At 42.3% G+C, this 15,488-nt stretch carries 15 protein-coding genes; 11 read left to right on the plus strand and 4 right to left on the minus strand.

The genetic code is table 11. The features are described 5' to 3' along the window. The first annotated feature begins 3 nt into the window (after window positions 1-3). Genes HFU86_RS02160 through HFU86_RS02170 form a run of 3 tightly spaced genes read left to right on the plus strand, consistent with a single transcriptional unit; the run spans window position 4 to window position 2,784 of the window. Entirely contained in the window at window positions 4-1,044 is a 1,041-nt protein-coding gene (locus HFU86_RS02160) for an ABC transporter ATP-binding protein (protein ID WP_132496938.1), read from the plus strand. Next, complete coding sequence (locus tag HFU86_RS02165; protein WP_187128638.1) at window positions 1,034-1,774, plus strand: ribonuclease Z; 741 nt, start codon at window positions 1,034-1,036, stop codon at window positions 1,772-1,774. The genes HFU86_RS02160 and HFU86_RS02165 overlap by 11 nt, the downstream gene beginning before the upstream one ends. After that, on the plus strand, window positions 1,771-2,784 hold the full coding sequence (locus HFU86_RS02170; RefSeq protein WP_187128639.1) for a LacI family DNA-binding transcriptional regulator: 1,014 nt from the start codon (window positions 1,771-1,773) through the stop codon (window positions 2,782-2,784). The genes HFU86_RS02165 and HFU86_RS02170 overlap by 4 nt, the downstream gene beginning before the upstream one ends. A 33-nt stretch (window positions 2,785-2,817) precedes the next feature. Here the strand turns inward: HFU86_RS02170 and mobB are convergent, their stop codons facing one another. Further along, window positions 2,818-3,336: a molybdopterin-guanine dinucleotide biosynthesis protein MobB gene (gene mobB, locus HFU86_RS02175; protein WP_187128640.1), complete on the minus strand. Its 519-nt coding sequence runs from the start codon at window positions 3,334-3,336 to the stop codon at window positions 2,818-2,820. Beyond that, window positions 3,333-3,926 carry a molybdenum cofactor guanylyltransferase MobA gene (mobA, locus tag HFU86_RS02180; protein ID WP_187128641.1) on the minus strand — a complete coding sequence of 198 codons (594 nt, stop codon included), beginning with the start codon at window positions 3,924-3,926 and terminating at the stop codon, window positions 3,333-3,335. Before mobA ends, mobB begins: the two co-directional genes overlap by 4 nt. A 214-nt stretch (window positions 3,927-4,140) precedes the next feature. On the opposite strand from mobA, the gene HFU86_RS02185 reads away from it, so the two are divergent. The 5 genes from HFU86_RS02185 to HFU86_RS20280 all read left to right on the plus strand — a co-directional run bounded on the left by HFU86_RS02185 (window position 4,141) and on the right by HFU86_RS20280 (window position 9,781). Then, complete coding sequence (locus HFU86_RS02185) at window positions 4,141-4,410, plus strand: YihD family protein (protein WP_006659561.1); 270 nt, start codon at window positions 4,141-4,143, stop codon at window positions 4,408-4,410. Next, window positions 4,411-5,412, plus strand: a complete 1,002-nt coding sequence (locus tag HFU86_RS02190; protein WP_442959157.1) for a serine/threonine protein kinase — start codon at window positions 4,411-4,413, stop codon at window positions 5,410-5,412. Window positions 5,413-5,445: 33 nt separating this feature from the next. After that, window positions 5,446-6,069 (plus strand): thiol:disulfide interchange protein DsbA, encoded by a 624-nt coding sequence (gene dsbA, locus HFU86_RS02195; protein ID WP_036948659.1) that lies wholly within the window; start codon window positions 5,446-5,448, stop codon window positions 6,067-6,069. Between the two features lie 329 nt (window positions 6,070-6,398). Continuing rightward, complete coding sequence (gene polA / locus HFU86_RS02200) at window positions 6,399-9,203, plus strand: DNA polymerase I (RefSeq protein ID WP_187128643.1); 2,805 nt, start codon at window positions 6,399-6,401, stop codon at window positions 9,201-9,203. 530 nt (window positions 9,204-9,733) lie between these two features. Then, window positions 9,734-9,781: a hypothetical protein gene (locus HFU86_RS20280; protein ID WP_438361642.1), complete on the plus strand. Its 48-nt coding sequence runs from the start codon at window positions 9,734-9,736 to the stop codon at window positions 9,779-9,781. Between the two features lie 112 nt (window positions 9,782-9,893). Here HFU86_RS20280 and yihA read toward each other — a convergent pair whose 3' ends face one another. Beyond that, window positions 9,894-10,514 (minus strand): ribosome biogenesis GTP-binding protein YihA/YsxC, encoded by a 621-nt coding sequence (gene yihA / locus HFU86_RS02205; RefSeq protein WP_132496945.1) that lies wholly within the window; start codon window positions 10,512-10,514, stop codon window positions 9,894-9,896. Window positions 10,515-10,781: 267 nt separating this feature from the next. On the opposite strand from yihA, the gene ppiA reads away from it, so the two are divergent. From ppiA to HFU86_RS02220, 3 genes are all read left to right on the plus strand, one after another. Next, window positions 10,782-11,354: a peptidylprolyl isomerase A gene (ppiA, locus tag HFU86_RS02210; protein ID WP_108478750.1), complete on the plus strand. Its 573-nt coding sequence runs from the start codon at window positions 10,782-10,784 to the stop codon at window positions 11,352-11,354. Between the two features lie 726 nt (window positions 11,355-12,080). Continuing rightward, window positions 12,081-12,656: an aminodeoxychorismate synthase component II gene (locus HFU86_RS02215; RefSeq protein ID WP_036948669.1), complete on the plus strand. Its 576-nt coding sequence runs from the start codon at window positions 12,081-12,083 to the stop codon at window positions 12,654-12,656. Window positions 12,657-12,787: 131 nt separating this feature from the next. Continuing rightward, a complete protein-coding gene (locus HFU86_RS02220) occupies window positions 12,788-14,002 on the plus strand; it encodes an aspartate aminotransferase family protein (RefSeq protein WP_187128644.1) in 1,215 nt (404 codons plus the stop codon). 62 nt (window positions 14,003-14,064) lie between these two features. On the opposite strand, the gene HFU86_RS02225 is transcribed toward HFU86_RS02220, so the two are convergent. Then, window positions 14,065-15,435: a hypothetical protein gene (locus tag HFU86_RS02225; RefSeq protein ID WP_187128645.1), complete on the minus strand. Its 1,371-nt coding sequence runs from the start codon at window positions 15,433-15,435 to the stop codon at window positions 14,065-14,067. Window positions 15,436-15,488 lie beyond the last annotated feature (53 nt).

Genomic DNA, 15,488 nt, shown 5'->3' on the forward strand with positions numbered 1-15,488 from the left:
ATTATGAAAAAACTTGAACTGATTAATATTGGTAAAAGCTACGCAGGGCATTGCGTGATCCCACAGGTGGATTTAACCATCGACAATGGCGAATTCGTGGTGTTTGTTGGACCTTCTGGCTGCGGGAAATCCACATTGCTACGCATGATTGCAGGGCTAGAATCCATCACCGAGGGGGAATTGAGACTCAATGGTCAACCGTTGAATGATGTGCATCCCTCACTGCGACAAGTGGCGATGGTGTTCCAATCCTATGCGTTATATCCTCACATGAGCGTGGAAAAAAATATGGGATTTCCGCTGAAGATGGCGGGAATGAGTGCGCGAGAAATTACCCAAAAAGTACGGGAAACCGCCGAGAATTTACAATTAACCCATTTGCTTGACCGACTACCCTCGGCGCTGTCTGGTGGGCAGCGTCAACGGGTGGCGATTGGGCGCGCAATTGTGCGTGACCCAGAGTTATTTTTGTTTGATGAACCGCTGTCTAACCTTGATGCCAAATTACGCGGCGAAATGCGCATTTACTTGAAGCAACTTCATCAAAACTTGAAAGCCACCATGATTTACGTGACTCACGACCAAGTTGAAGCGATGACTTTGGCTGACCGCATTGTGGTCTTAAATCAAGGACGCATTGAGCAAGTAGGTACGCCTGAAACGTTATACCAGAAGCCAGCCAATAAATTTGTAGCGTCATTTATTGGGTCACCGGTGATGAATTTTCTCCCACCGCAAATGTTCGATTCAATCGATATTTCGCTACCTGCTGGAACGGAGTGTATAGGCGTTCGTCCTAATCAAGTGGTGGTGGATAGCCAAAACCCGGATGCCTTTATGCCAATCACGGTGGTGGAGCCTCTTGGGCATTCACGACTTTACTATGGTTTATTAAAGGGGCAGCATTTTGTGGTGGAGAGTGACCAGATTTATGGATTGGGGGAGAGGTTACCCATAAGCTTAGCGCGTTCGACGTTGCACCTTTTTGATGAGCAAGAACAACGGATTGAAATGGCTAAAACAAGGAAAAACCATGCAGCCTAGTTTTCAAATTACGGTAGTGGGAACGGGGGATGCTTATGATAGCGAACGCATCAATGCTAGCATTCTGGTGGAAGAGTCAGGCTACCAATTGCTGGTGGATTGTGGTCCGACGGTGCCTCAAGCGCTGTTTGGACAAATGCATGTGGAAGAATTGGATGCTATCTATTTAACCCATACCCATCCTGACCACTGTTTGGGGCTAACCTCCTTGCTTAACTGGATGGATTCGTACCGACGCCAGCGCCCACTCACGATTATTGCTCAGCGGGAACAATGGGCGCTATTGATGCCGCTTCTTGCCTTTGCTCATTGGCCTAAAGCGCAATTAGGTTTTGAGATCATCCAACAAAATAGTGAAGAGATTCAATTTATTGGTGATTGGAAAGTGACAACGGCGTTAACCCGACATTCGGTCAGTAACCGTAGTTTGCACCTGACGGCGAATTCAGGGCGTAGTCTGTTTTATTCAGGAGATGGTGAGATTTCACCCCAAGGGGAACAACTGGCACTGCAAAGTGATTGGGTATTTTTGGAGTGTGAAACCCTCGATATTCATCCCGGTCATGGCTCTTGGGCATCACTACACCAGCGGTTGCAAAAGTTATCTCCCAAATCTAATAGCCAATGGCGGCTTTATCATATTGAGCAGCGTTACCGAGATAGCCTGCGTGAACATATTTCCGAATATCCGTTTCTTCAGTTGGCTCAGCAGGGGGAATGCTTATCATGATGCAAAATCGCAAAGTGACGGCATCGGATGTGGCGGAAGTGGCAGGCGTTTCCCGTTCGTCGGTATCACGGGCATTTACCGAAGGTGCGAGTATTCACCCGAAGAAACAGCAAAAAATTTTAGACGCAGCGAAGCAGTTAGGTTATCAACCTAATTTTTTTGCTCGTACACTGAGTACGCCTAACCAGAAAAAACGTTCCAATATCGTGGCGATTCTTGTCAGTGATTTGTCGAACCCGTATGAATCCTATTTGTTTGAAGCCTTATCCAGCGCATTACAAGGGCACGGAAAACAGCCGATGCTGTTGAATGTGAAAAAGGCGGGCGACCTTGATGAGGCGATTTTGCAATTATCGGGATATCAAATTGATGGGGTGGTTGCTGTCGTGGGATCACTGCCAGTCGAGCATTTTCATCAATGTTTAAAACTCTCTTTACCGCTAATTACGCTGGGACGCAGTGATGCTGCGGGATTGGTTCCATCAGTACAAACAGATAACCAATTAGCCGGAGAAATGGCGGCAAAATATCTATTAAGTTTAGGCTTAACTCGGTTGGGGTTTCTGGCTGGGCGTGGAGATGGGCAAGCATCAAATGAACGCTATCAAGGTTTTAAAAACTATTTAATGGCAGCGGGTTATCCTGAGCCAATGTGCTTATCTGCGGGGAGCTATCGTTATCAAGCGGGTTTTGAAGCGGCGTTGCAGCATCAGCAGCAACTTCAATCGTTGGATGGCTTATTTTGTGCCGCAGATTCTTTGGCGTTGGGCGTGATGGATTGTTGCCGGCAAGCGCTGAATATCGCGGTTCCTGAACAACTCAGGATCGTGGGGTGTGATGATATTCCGATGGCGGGGTGGGAAGGGTATCAGCTTACCACATTGGCGCAGCCCGTGAATCGTATTGCCCAGCAAGTGATTACCTTGCTTGAAGGCATTTGGGCGCAGTCAGAGAATCAACCGAATCTTATCAAGCTTGAACCTGAGCTGGTTGTACGCAAAAGCGCATAAAAAATGCCTCAAATGAGGCATTTAGAGCGGCAATTACTGGCTTTTCTGCCACCAGGAAACAATATAATCCGCCACCTGTTCGGGGTTATTGATATCCAATTGTGGCACGTCGGTATCAATAATTTCGTCGCTGGCAACCGCCACGACATACTCGTCAATTAAGCCGTTTAGCGGTTTACCCACATCGGATCGAAATAGCGCGATTTTATCGATGGGCTCACTTTTGAATCCTTCCACTAAAATCAGATCTAACGAAGCAGGATCAAAGCGGCTAGCGAGATAGTTCAGATCCATTTCGTTGCATTCAGGGGTTTCGGTCATTAATGCCCAGCGCTGATTGCTGGCGACTAACGTTTGGTCTGCCCCTGCTTTGCGTAATTCATAACTGTCTTTGCCCGGCGTATCAATTTCCATATCGTGATGCGTGTGCTTGATTAAGCCCACACGAACATGGCGCTGTCTCAGTAAAGGGATAACTTTCTTGAGCAAAGTAGTTTTCCCGGTGCCACTGTAGGCGGTGATCCCGAGTAGAGGTAACGTGTTCTGGTTCATGATTTTTTTTGTTGTAACTCCCAGTTACGGCTATCTTCCGGCGTATTTAAATTAGCAAATGTGCCGGTTTCAGAGGTAAACATGACGCCTTTTGCATCGATTTCACGCATAAATAGCATCAGTTTGCGATCTCCTCTTGCGAGGTAATCATCCAACGGTTTCTGGAGAGACCGATGGAGTAGGGTAAATGTCGGGTGCTCTCGTTCGTTATCGCAGGCGTAGCAGGCAAGATGCTCGCCTTTTTCGCGAAACATTTTTTCGGCTAAATCAGTTGGGAATTCTGGAACATCGCAAGGGACAAATAGCAGCCAATCGGTGGTGACCTGATGGAGTGCAGCTTGCATCCCTGCTAAGGGACCCGAAAAATCTGCGGTTAAATCCGTGAAAACGGGCAGTTGGCTTTGTGCATATTCTGCGTGGTGGCGATTAGCGTTGATCATCAATTGACCGACTTGTGGCTGCAAGCGTTCAATAATATAGCGGTATAGCGGCTTACCCAATAAAGGAATTAAACCCTTATCTTGGCCACCCATGCGGGTGCCTTTGCCCCCGGCGAGGATCACGCCTGTAATCGACTGACGAAATGACATGTTCAATATCTCTGAAAATCTTAGCGAAAATGTTTTAACGAACTTAAGTAGTTTTTTGAGTATAGTAACAGCTAAAATCTATTCTATTTTCCTATAAAATCAATGAATATTAATACAAGAAACGGTTAAACTTTACTTAGATTGACAACTGTTCCCTTTTTCTCTTGTAGGATTATTGGTAACTTGTATCGAATATTCGTGATAAGGAATAAACATGAAATGCCATCGTTTAAATGAAGTCATCGAACTTCTGCATCCAGTATGGAAGGACAATTCAGATTTAAATTTAGTGCAATTACTGCAAAAACTGGCAGATGAAGCGGGTTTTAAAGGCAGTTTATCTGAACTGACAGACGACGTATTAATTTATCATCTAAAAATGCGTGGCACCGACAGCAATGCGGTGATCCCCGGTATTCAAAAAGATTACGAAGATGATTTTAAAACGGCCATTCTACGTGCTCGTGGCATCATAAAAGATTAAATGAACATGGATTTAACAGAACAATCGAGCTTCCATTTTAGTGGGATCTCCCCTGATTTGATCCTTGATGCGCTGATGGAAGCGGGGATTTACCCAGAATCAGGGCTGACAGAGCTTAACAGCTACGAAAATCGCGTTTACCAATTTCAGGATGAAAATCGCCAACGCTATGTGGTGAAATTTTATCGTCCTGAGCGCTGGAACCGTTCTCAAATTCAAGAAGAGCATGATTTTACCCTTGAGCTACAAGATGAAGGCTTATCGGTGGCTGCGCCTTTAGAATTTGCCGGACAAACGGTATTAGAGTTTGGTGGGTTTATGTTTGCACTCTTTCCGAGTATCGGAGGGCGCCAATATGAAACGGATAATTTATTCCAGCTTGAGGGTGTCGGTCATTTATTAGGACGAGTGCATCAAATCGGTAAACAGCGAAACTTTGCATTTCGTCCGACTCTTGGTATGGAAGAGTACCTTGACCAGCCGAGAAATATTATCGCCGCCAGTTCATTGATTACTGAACGTGATAAAGCACCTTTGATAGATTCATTGGATAAGTTGATTGCCCAAGTTAAAGCCCTGTGGCCTGCTCAACAATCTTTTATTCGCCTGCAAGGGGATTGCCACCCTGGCAATATTTTGTGGCGTGATGAAGCGTGGCTGGTGGATTTTGACGATGCGCGCAATGGCCCTGCGGTGCAAGATTTATGGATGTTGCTTAATGGTTCACGCCAAGAGCAAATTATCCAACTGGATACGTTATTAGAAGCGTATAACGAGTTTTGTGATTTTGATGTACGTGAGTTAAAGCTGATTGAACCGCTACGTGCGATGCGAATGGTGCATTATTTAGGATGGATCCTTCGTCGCTGGCAAGATCCCGCTTTCCCGAAAGCATTTTCTTGGATCCAATCTGCTGATTTTTGGCAAAAGCAATCTATCGAGTTTGCACAGCAAACTGAGCGGTTGTTAGATGCTCCTTTGCAATTGAACCCGCAATTTTAATATTTAAGACTGTGTTTTTGGAGAAAGTTTTCTATGAAAAAAATCATGTTGGCTTTGATTGGTATTGCCATGTCTTTTGGTGCTGCGGCAGCAAATTATTCAGAAGGTAAAGAGTACACGGATGTTAAGCCTCCGGTACAAGACTTACCGCAAGTTCTGGAGTTTTTCTCATTCTACTGCCCACACTGTTATCAGTTTGAAAGCATCTACAAAGTGCCACAAACGGTAGAGAAAAACCTGCCAGAAGGTGTCACTAAAGCGCGTTATCACGTTGATTTCTTAGGCCCTCTAGGTGCTCAAATGACTCAAGCGTGGGCTGTGGCGATGGTGCTGAAAGTTGAAGATAAAGTGACGCCAATTCTGTTTGAAGGTATTCAGAAAACCCAAACTATCAATACCCCTGCGGATATCCGTAATGCATTTATCAAAGCGGGCGTAACGGGTGAAGAATACGATGCAGCGCTAAATAGCTTTGTCGTGAAATCGTTAGTTGCTAAGCAACAAAATGCCGCACAAGATTTAAAACTGCGTGGCGTGCCAGCGTTATTCGTCGATGGTAAATATCAAATCCGTAATAACGGAATTTCTGTCGATAACGCAGAGGATTATGCTAAAGAATACTCAAAAGTTGTGAACTTCTTAGTTAGCAAAAAATAATCTGTGAAGATAGCGGCAATGTGCCGCTATCTTTTTATTTGCTGATTGTCCGTTATCAATATCCACAATTCGACCATCCCCTCTGATTTGCGATAAATCAAAGCCTCATTAGCTAACTTATTGATTTTATTTTATTGTTTTCTTCTTGCAATTCTCTTACTCATTGAATCCTTTAGATAACTAAATTTTACTCACAAAGTTATCCACAGGAAGTTATCGCATAAGAAATGGGATAACTCAGCGGGAAATTGAATCTCAAGGTGTATCTGAAGCCACAATGTGGCATCCTATCCCCCATTCATTCCCGATAAAAAAGATGATGACAGATTATGGCTCAGATTGCTGAAAATCCCCTTATTTTGGTAGATGGCTCTTCCTACCTGTACCGTGCTTATCATGCATTCCCTCCATTGACCAACAGCGCTGGTGAACCTACCGGAGCGATGTATGGTGTGTTGAATATGCTGCGTAGCCTAATCATGCAATATACCCCGAGTCATGTGGCGGTTGTCTTTGATGCTAAGGGAAAAACGTTCCGTGATGAACTGTTTGAAAGCTACAAATCCCATCGCCCGCCAATGCCGGACGATCTGCGCGCTCAAATTGCACCATTGCATGAAATGGTGGAAGCTATGGGGCTGCCGCTGCTAGTGGTACCTGGTGTGGAAGCGGATGACGTCATCGGTACGTTGGCGCGTGAAGCGAGCAGCAAAGGGATGCCAGTGCTGATCAGTACGGGCGATAAAGATATGGCGCAGTTGGTTGAACCGAATATCACCCTGATCAACACCATGACCAACACCATCTTAGGTCCTGAAGAAGTGGAAGCGAAGTATGGGGTTCCACCAAGCCTAATTATCGACTTTTTAGCCTTAATGGGTGACTCATCCGATAATATTCCGGGTGTGCCGGGTGTCGGTGAAAAAACCGCATTAGCATTATTGCAAGGTATTGGTAGCTTAGACGACATCTATAAAAACTTAGATGCAATTGCTCCACTCGGTTTCCGTGGCTCTAAAACCCTCGCACCAAAAATGGAAGAGAACCGCGAACTCGCACTGTTATCTTACCAACTGGCGACGATTAAAACGGATGTTGAGCTAGAAAAACCGTGTGAAGAACTCAAAGTAACGGAACTGGATGCGGATAAACTTCATTCACTGTTTAGCCGTTATGAATTTAAACGCTGGTTGGCCGATGTTGAAAATGGTAGCTGGATGGACGGCAAAGGGGCGAAACCAACTAAAGCCGCAGAAAGTTACCGTGCACCAGCAAGCCAGCCTGCGGCAAAATCTAAGCCTGCCGTCCCAACACTATGTGCTGAAAATTACCAAACAATTCTCGATAAAGAACAGCTAGACAGCTGGGTGAAAAAACTCAGCGAAGCGACGCTGTTTGCCTTTGATACAGAAACTGACAGCCTGGATACCCAAGAGGCTCGTTTAGTGGGTATGTCTTTTGCTATCGAAGCTGGTCATGCCGCGTATTTACCTGTCGGACATGACTATCTTGATGCGCCAGATCAGCTGCCTTTAAAAGACGTTTTGGCTGCCATGAAGCCTATCTTGGAGAATGAGAAGATTGGCAAAATCGGTCAAAATCTAAAATACGATGCGGAAGTGTTATTAAATTACGATATTTCGCTAAAAGGCATCGCGTTTGACACTATGTTGGAATCTTATGTATTGAACAGTGTGGCAGGCATGGGACGTCATGATATGGACAGCCTTGCAGATCGCCATCTCAACCATAAGACCGTAAGTTTTGAAGAGATAGCGGGTAAAGGCAAAAAGCAGTTAACCTTTAACCAAATTCCATTGGAACAAGCGGCAAACTATGCGGCGGAAGATGCGGATGTGACATTGTTACTGCATCAAGCGCTGTATCCGCAACTGGAAGCAGAGCCAAAATTAGTCCACGTTTTCCAAAATATCGAAATGCCGTTGGTGCCTGTGTTGGTGCGTATGGAACGCAAAGGTGTGCTGATTGACGCGGCGGCATTAGGGGCGCAGTCTCAGGTGATCACCGCGCGTTTAGCGGAGTTGGAAAAACAGGCGTTTGAGTTAGCGGGTGAAGAGTTCAATCTGGCATCTCCGAAACAGTTGCAGACGATTTTATTCGAAAAGCTTCAATTGCCAGTTATCAAGAAAACACCAAGTGGCGCGGCTTCAACCAACGAAGAAGTGTTGGAAGAGCTGGCATTAAACCATGCACTACCAAAATTACTGTTAGAGCATCGTAGCTTAGCGAAGCTAAAATCCACCTATACAGATAAGCTGCCGCTGATGATTAATCCAAAAACTCATCGCGTGCATACCTCTTATCACCAAGCAGTAACAGCGACGGGACGTTTATCTTCCCGTGACCCGAACTTGCAAAATATTCCAGTGCGAACCGAAGAAGGTCGACGTATCCGCCAAGCGTTTGTGGCGCGTGATGGCTACAAAGTGATGGCAGCGGACTATTCACAAATTGAATTGCGTATTATGGCGCACCTTTCCCAAGATAAAGGCTTATTGACGGCGTTTGCGGAAGGGAAAGATATCCATAGAGCCACCGCAGCCGAGGTATTTGGTGTTCCGTTAGAGGAAGTCACCAGCGACCAACGCCGTAGTGCAAAAGCGATTAACTTCGGTTTGATTTATGGCATGAGTGCATTTGGTTTGGCTCGCCAGTTAGGCATCCCACGTGGAGAAGCGCAGCGTTATATGGATCTCTACTTTGAGCGTTATCCAGGTGTGTTGCGTTATATGGAAAATACCCGCCTGCAAGCGTCTGAACAAGGTTATGTTGAGACATTAGAAGGGCGTAGATTGTATCTTGCCGATATTAAATCTAGCAATGGTATGCGCCGTAAAGCAGCAGAACGCGAAGCGATCAATGCCCCAATGCAAGGTACAGCAGCTGACATCATCAAAAAAGCGATGATAGCAGTAGATAATTGGCTCGAAACCGAAAAACCAGATGCAGATATGCTCATGCAGGTGCACGATGAACTGGTGTTTGAAGTCAAAGAGTCCGAGTTAGAGAAGGTGCAAGCGAAGGTTCAGGCGCTGATGGAGCAGAGTATGGTGCTGGATGTTCCCCTCAAAGTGGAGGTGGGTGTCGGCTCGAACTGGGACGAAGCCCACTAATACTCGTCATATTTCACGCTGTGGCTGTGTTGGTTTCACTCAGCCACTTGGGTCACATACTTGTGTATGCTCCCCAAGCTGTCTTCGCTCACCGCCTTGCCACAACATGAACTATTTAGAGTATTGGTTGGGTAAGAGATAAAGAGAAAAAACTCTTAATAAAACCTAAAAGCGAATAGCAAAAGATAATGTAAGGCACCCCAAAGGTTGGCGACAATTTTTGGGGTGTTTTTTTATGCTTAGAATATTTTTTATAGTGGTATTTACGCAGAAATTTGGAGGCGTTTTATTCCCTTTAAATTGCACATAATTCATGGGTAAAACACTGAATTTTAAATATATCGTTGGGATAGCTAAGGTTGTTATTATGCGACTTAGATCTCATAAATATGTAGTAAAAATACGTTTTTAACGAATTATTAGGCAATATACAGGGCTGAATCGTAGTAAGCTTTGAAAAAAAACTACAAAAAGCCTTTTTTTCGAGCGGAAAATAAAGTACATTATCAGGCGTAGGGTACAGAGGTAAGATGTTCTATCTTTCAGACCTTTTACTTCACGTAATCGGATTTAGCTGAATATTAGCTGCTCCAGTCAAGTTTTTGACTGGAGCATTTTTTTTGCATAAATTTTGATGCGCTAACGGCATAGACCGTTGTACGCCGCATGGGCGTACAAGGAATGAAAAGATTATTCTGCGGCGTTACTGTACCAACTGTCGAGTTTGATACGTAATTTATCGATACCCATTTTTTTCAGTGCAGAAAAATATTCCACTTCAATATCGCCTTCCGCTGATAACGGCGCTAATGCTTGGCGAACTTCCATTAACTGTTTCTTTCTTGCGCCTGACGCGAGCTTATCCGCTTTGGTGAGTAGAACAAGAACAGGAATGCTCATGGCGACTGACCATTCGATCATCTGCATATCGAGATCTTTTAATGGATGACGGATATCCATCAAAATCACTAACCCTTTGATACATTCTCTTTTCTGTAAATATTCACCGAGAGCTTGCTGCCATTTGCGCTTCATCTCTTCAGGTACTTCGGCATAACCGTAGCCCGGAAGGTCAACTAGGCGGATGCCCTCTTCAACTTCAAATAGGTTGATAAGCTGAGTTCTTCCCGGTGTTTTACTGGTTCGCGCTAAGCTTTTTTGCTGTGTTAATGCATTTAATGCACTGGATTTGCCCGCGTTAGATCGGCCAGCAAACGCCACCTCAATGCCCGTATCTTTTGGTAGATGACGGATATCGGGGGCACTGATGACAAATTTTGTCATGTGGTAGTTGTGGTTTTTAATTGCCATTGGTGGTTCTCCCTGAGTAGCCTCAAAAGGCTGGGGGATTATAGCGACTGAATAGCATACAAACAACAAAAGGGGGATATTTGGTGTGATATCTATTTGAGAATGACATTAAGCGAAGGCTTTTTCATTAAATTACTCTACAATTAATTTAATTCAGCGAAATTTAACTATTTGGCGTAAATATAGGTAAATCTTTAGCAATTACTCCCGCTTCGCTCTAGAATTGGGCATTAATATGTTTTTGGGTATTAACAAAAGGGATCTTGAATGTTGAAACGAATTTTTGTGCCATTATTGGCAATCTGTGCAATGAGCACAACTTCTCTTGCATTAGCCGCGGGTGAAACTTACGTCAAATTAGTCACCTCCGCAGGTAATATTGAGTTAGAACTCAATAGTAAAAAAGCCCCTGTTAGTACTGAAAACTTCCTGCAATATGTTAATGAAGGTTATTACAATGGTACAACCTTCCACCGTGTTATTCCTGGATTTATGATCCAAGGCGGCGGTTTTAATAAAGAATTGCAGCAAAAACAAACTCGTGCACCAATCGCTAATGAAGCTGATAATGGATTACGTAATTTACGTGGCACTATTTCAATGGCTCGTAGCGCAAATAAAGACAGTGCAACCAGCCAATTCTTTATTAATGTTGCTGATAATGCGTTTTTAGATCACGGCCAACGTGATTTCGGCTATGCGGTATTTGGTAAAGTTGTTAAAGGAATGGATGTTGCAGACAAAATTTCTAAAGTGAAAACAGAGAACGTAGGTCCATATCAAAATGTTCCTGTTGAACCTATTACGATTATTTCTGCGGAAGTGATTAAAAAGCCTTAATACTGTTTGCTGTAATATCGTCTAATAGAGAGGGTGATTCTTGTTAGTCATCCTCTTATCATAAAGTCTTTCTTTGCATTTTTTCTTACACTCTTTCCATTATAAGTCATCCCAACTCACTTCTATTTCATCATCATCCATGCGTGCGATTGCTTTTTCTAATAGGAGTTGATCGCCAAGTTTTTCTACCATGAGCTCGAATAAATCGGTAGGTACGCAGTAGAAGATCGCTTTGTTGTGGCTCAAAATGGCAACAGGCTCTCCATTTGATTCATTGCGGCGGAGGGATTTTTTTTAAATTCGCTAATTGATGATGTTTTTTTAGCAAGAAGCGTTTTGGTATACATAGCAACCTCTAAAATTAGTACTAAATATAGAGCTAATTTTAGAGTAAAAAAATAAATTGCCCATAAAATATACAATCGAAGGGGGATCTAATTTAGTCTGGCTGCTGCTATTTTATTCCATTGTATTTAAAGCAATTATTATCAAATTTTGAATGTTGTTATATTCTTGTGAACATAATCCCATGATTTTTATATGGAAATTTTATACTGAAAGTGGGTTACTTGACGTAAATAGGCTATTTTCCTGTCTTGGCTGTGCTATGATAGCCGCCCTTTGTGATAATTTATGGTTTTTGGGACGCGTTCTAATTGCTAACCGCCACAAATTATGCATAAACAAAAAAACTTATAATGATAAAAATCAGTCGGATAGGCTACTATGCTTTTACTTATTGATAATTACGATTCATTTACATACAACTTATACCAATATTTCTGCGAACTAGGGGCGGAAGTGCTGGTGAAACGTAATGACGAAATTACCATTGAAGAAATTGAACAATTGGCTCCAACCCATTTGGTCATTTCACCGGGTCCTTGCACGCCTGATGAGGCAGGGATTTCTCTGGAAGCGATAAAACATTTTGCCGGAAAAGTGCCCATTTTGGGGATCTGCTTAGGTCATCAAGCCATTGGGCAAGCTTTTGGTGCCTCTGTCGTGAAAGCGAGAGAAGTGATGCACGGCAAAACATCATCTATCCACCATAATCATCAAGGGGTATTTAAAGGACTTAATCGGCCTTTAACGGTGACTCGCTATCACTCTTTAGTGATTGCGGCAGAAACACTGCCAGCCTCTTTTGATGTCTCCGCATGGTCACTGAATAACGGGGATATCGATGAAATTATGGGGATCCGCCATAAAACCCTGCCCATTGAAGGGGTTCAATTCCATCCTGAAAGTATTCTCAGCGAACAAGGTCATGAGTTGTTGAGTAACTTTCTCAAATATTAGTGGTTGATTTTCGCGAATAGCAAAATTAATTATGCATATTTTACCCTTCCCTATTGCTCTTTATTGATTTTTTATTCATATTTGATGCTTATATTTTCATTTAAGCATTCGATAAAGAGCAGGTGAGGGGTATGTCAGAACAACACGCAGTCAATCGGCAAACTTTTGATCAGGTTATGTTACCTATTTTTTCGCCAGCTGAATTTATTCCAGTTAAAGGCGAAGGTAGTCGCGTTTGGGATCAGCAAGGTAAAGAATATATTGATTTTGCAGGCGGGATTGCGGTTTTAGCACTGGGTCATTGTCATCCAAGTTTAGTTGCTGCTGTTCGTGAACAAAGCGAAAAACTTTGGCATGTGAGCAATGTTTTTACCAATGAACAGGCGTTAAAACTGGCTCAAAAATTAACCAAAGCAACGTTTGCAGACCGTGCATTTTTTGTGAACTCTGGTTCTGAAGCGAATGAAGCCGCATTCAAGTTAGCGCGTCGTTATGCCATCACCAAATATAGCCCATATAAAACGAAGATCATTGCATTCAAGCAAGCGTTCCACGGTAGAACATTATTTACTGTCTCAGTCGGTGGACAAGCGAAATATGCTGATGGTTTTGGTCCAAAGCCTGCGGATATTATTCACGTGCCTTTTAATGACCTTGAGGCTGTTAAAGCCGTGATTGATGAAAATACCTGCGCGGTAGTATTGGAGCCAGTTCAAGGGGAAGGTGGAGTCACCCCTGCGACATCAGAATTTCTGCAAGGAGTGCGTAAACTTTGTGATGAAAATAATGCATTACTTATTTTTGATGAAGTGCAAAGTGGAATGGGGCGTACGGGGAAATTATTCTCTTATATGCACTATGATGTCGTTCCCGATATTTTAACCACGGCAAAAGCGCTCGGTGGTGGCTTCCCGATTAGTGCGATGATTACAACCGCGGACATTGCGAATACTATGGAAGTAGGTTCACATGGAACCACTTATGGCGGTAATCCGCTGGCGTGTGCTGTCGGCAATGCTGCTTTTGATATTATCAATACCGATGAAGTACTTGATGGTGTTGCTAAACGTCGTGAGTTATTTGTCGCCCATTTAAACAAGCTTAATGACCAATATGGCATTTTCGCTGAAATTCGCGGTATGGGTTTATTAATTGGCGCAGAACTAAATGGCAAATTACTGAATCGCTCAAAAGATATTTTGCAAGCTTGTGCGGCAGAAGGGCTGATGATGCTGAATGCGGGCACGAATGTATTGCGCTTCACACCATCGCTGATTATTTCTGAAGATGAAATTAATAGCGGTATGGCGAAGTTAGAAACGGCAATAAATAAATTATTGAAATAAGTTGTGTGCTAAGTTGCAGAATATTCTCTTCTGCAACTTAGCGGTGAATAACGCACAATTGACTATTTATCAGCTTGTATAATTGCTTTTCTTAGTTCTGATGTTCTTGTTTCTTTGATTTCAGGTCGATTAGACGAGTGTGGTATACGACTGATATCGATCGTTGGAACGCCTTTATGGAGACGTCTCGTCTTTTCGCTGTGATTAAAGCTAGTTAGTTTACGTTTGCTCTTATTTCGCTTGATGTCTGAGTCTGTTTTTTGGGAGTCGAACTTTTCAGAAGACATTACTTTTGAGAGATTTTCTTTTGCTTCAGTTGAATCATTTAAGTCATCAATAGATTCATTACTCTTTGATATGATTTTTTCTTGCATATGTGTGGATTTGATTATTTTAGTGTCCGCAGTGATTATTTTCTTTAATAAATTTAATCCTTCTTTATTTTTATTAATTTTATCTTGTAGATCATCTTTATCATTCTGTAATCTTTCAGTGAGCTCTTGCTGTAATTTAAGTCTATTTTTTAGTTCAGTAATGATTTTATTATTTTCGCTTTCATTGCTATTAGTCTTTAAATTACTATTATTAGGATGGAAATCGTTATCCCACTGATTCAGTGTTTCAGTGAATTCAATATGATTTATTATTGATTGAGTATCTAAATTACCTTCAATTAAAAAAGGTGTAGTCATGGATAAAGTACTCGGTATGCTTGTTAAATTTCTCTGTACTACGAATGGTAATTCATTTAATTCATAATTCCACTCAAACCTTTCGTTGAACTCAAACTCATCGTTCTGATGACTGTCAGGAATGCTTTTAACTTTACTGTTAGCTTTATCTGTTACACAGGTTGTACCCAATTTCTCTTGAGATTCATTGATTTTATTTGTGATATTTTGAATAAACTCTTTGGCATTGATAGGTTTTTTTCCAAAGACTTTTGCTTCAGTTGACTTTATATCATTTAGTTTTTTTATTGAGTCACTTATAACTTGACATTGTACCTTCATAATATCTTCAAACTCTATGTTCTGTTTGTGGATATCTTTTATTTCAAGGCTATTTTTAATTCTTGATTTTAAATGTGCATGAGTCTGAAGGATAGGGAATAGATTTTTCTTTTTTCCTTCTGAGAATATTTCTCTGTCATATAAAGATATTTCTTCTTGAAGATTAGATATATTCATTCGTAGTAGGTCGTTAGCATCTAATAAACCATCTTTCTCATAACCATTCAATGAAATATAAAACTTCGATTTTTCGCTCTCTACCGATGAGTTATTTTGCCTTTTAAAGTAAGAGGCGATAGTGCTTATAATATTGCTAATTGAGTCAATTAAACGTGATCTGTGAGTATTCTTTTTTGCATTTTGGTTTGAATCTAATACGGTTGTGTAGCTAGAGTGTCGAGAATTATTGGATACCATCATGTTTATTGCTCCTATTCATTATTTAATCACTATTAACTGTGTTAGTTATTATT

This window comes from Providencia sp. JUb39 (assembly GCF_012272845.1).
In the GTDB taxonomy this organism is placed as follows: Bacteria; Pseudomonadota; Gammaproteobacteria; order Enterobacterales; family Enterobacteriaceae; genus Providencia; species Providencia lanzhouensis.

Excerpts from the sequence above, each read along its gene's own strand:
- HFU86_RS02160 (WP_132496938.1), top strand. The coding sequence starts at position 4 with ATGAAAAAACTTGAACTGATTAATATTGGTAAAAGCTACGCAGGGCAT.
- HFU86_RS02165 (WP_187128638.1), top strand. The coding sequence starts at position 1,034 with ATGCAGCCTAGTTTTCAAATTACGGTAGTGGGAACGGGGGATGCTTAT.
- HFU86_RS02170 (WP_187128639.1), top strand. The coding sequence starts at position 1,771 with ATGATGCAAAATCGCAAAGTGACGGCATCGGATGTGGCGGAAGTGGCA.
- mobB (WP_187128640.1), bottom strand. The coding sequence starts at position 3,336 with ATGAACCAGAACACGTTACCTCTACTCGGGATCACCGCCTACAGTGGC.
- mobA (WP_187128641.1), bottom strand. The coding sequence starts at position 3,926 with ATGTCATTTCGTCAGTCGATTACAGGCGTGATCCTCGCCGGGGGCAAA.
- HFU86_RS02185 (WP_006659561.1), top strand. The coding sequence starts at position 4,141 with ATGAAATGCCATCGTTTAAATGAAGTCATCGAACTTCTGCATCCAGTA.
- HFU86_RS02190 (WP_442959157.1), top strand. The coding sequence starts at position 4,411 with ATGAACATGGATTTAACAGAACAATCGAGCTTCCATTTTAGTGGGATC.
- dsbA (WP_036948659.1), top strand. The coding sequence starts at position 5,446 with ATGAAAAAAATCATGTTGGCTTTGATTGGTATTGCCATGTCTTTTGGT.
- polA (WP_187128643.1), top strand. The coding sequence starts at position 6,399 with ATGGCTCAGATTGCTGAAAATCCCCTTATTTTGGTAGATGGCTCTTCC.
- yihA (WP_132496945.1), bottom strand. The coding sequence starts at position 10,514 with ATGGCAATTAAAAACCACAACTACCACATGACAAAATTTGTCATCAGT.
- ppiA (WP_108478750.1), top strand. The coding sequence starts at position 10,782 with ATGTTGAAACGAATTTTTGTGCCATTATTGGCAATCTGTGCAATGAGC.
- HFU86_RS02215 (WP_036948669.1), top strand. The coding sequence starts at position 12,081 with ATGCTTTTACTTATTGATAATTACGATTCATTTACATACAACTTATAC.
- HFU86_RS02220 (WP_187128644.1), top strand. The coding sequence starts at position 12,788 with ATGTCAGAACAACACGCAGTCAATCGGCAAACTTTTGATCAGGTTATG.
- HFU86_RS02225 (WP_187128645.1), bottom strand. The coding sequence starts at position 15,435 with ATGATGGTATCCAATAATTCTCGACACTCTAGCTACACAACCGTATTA.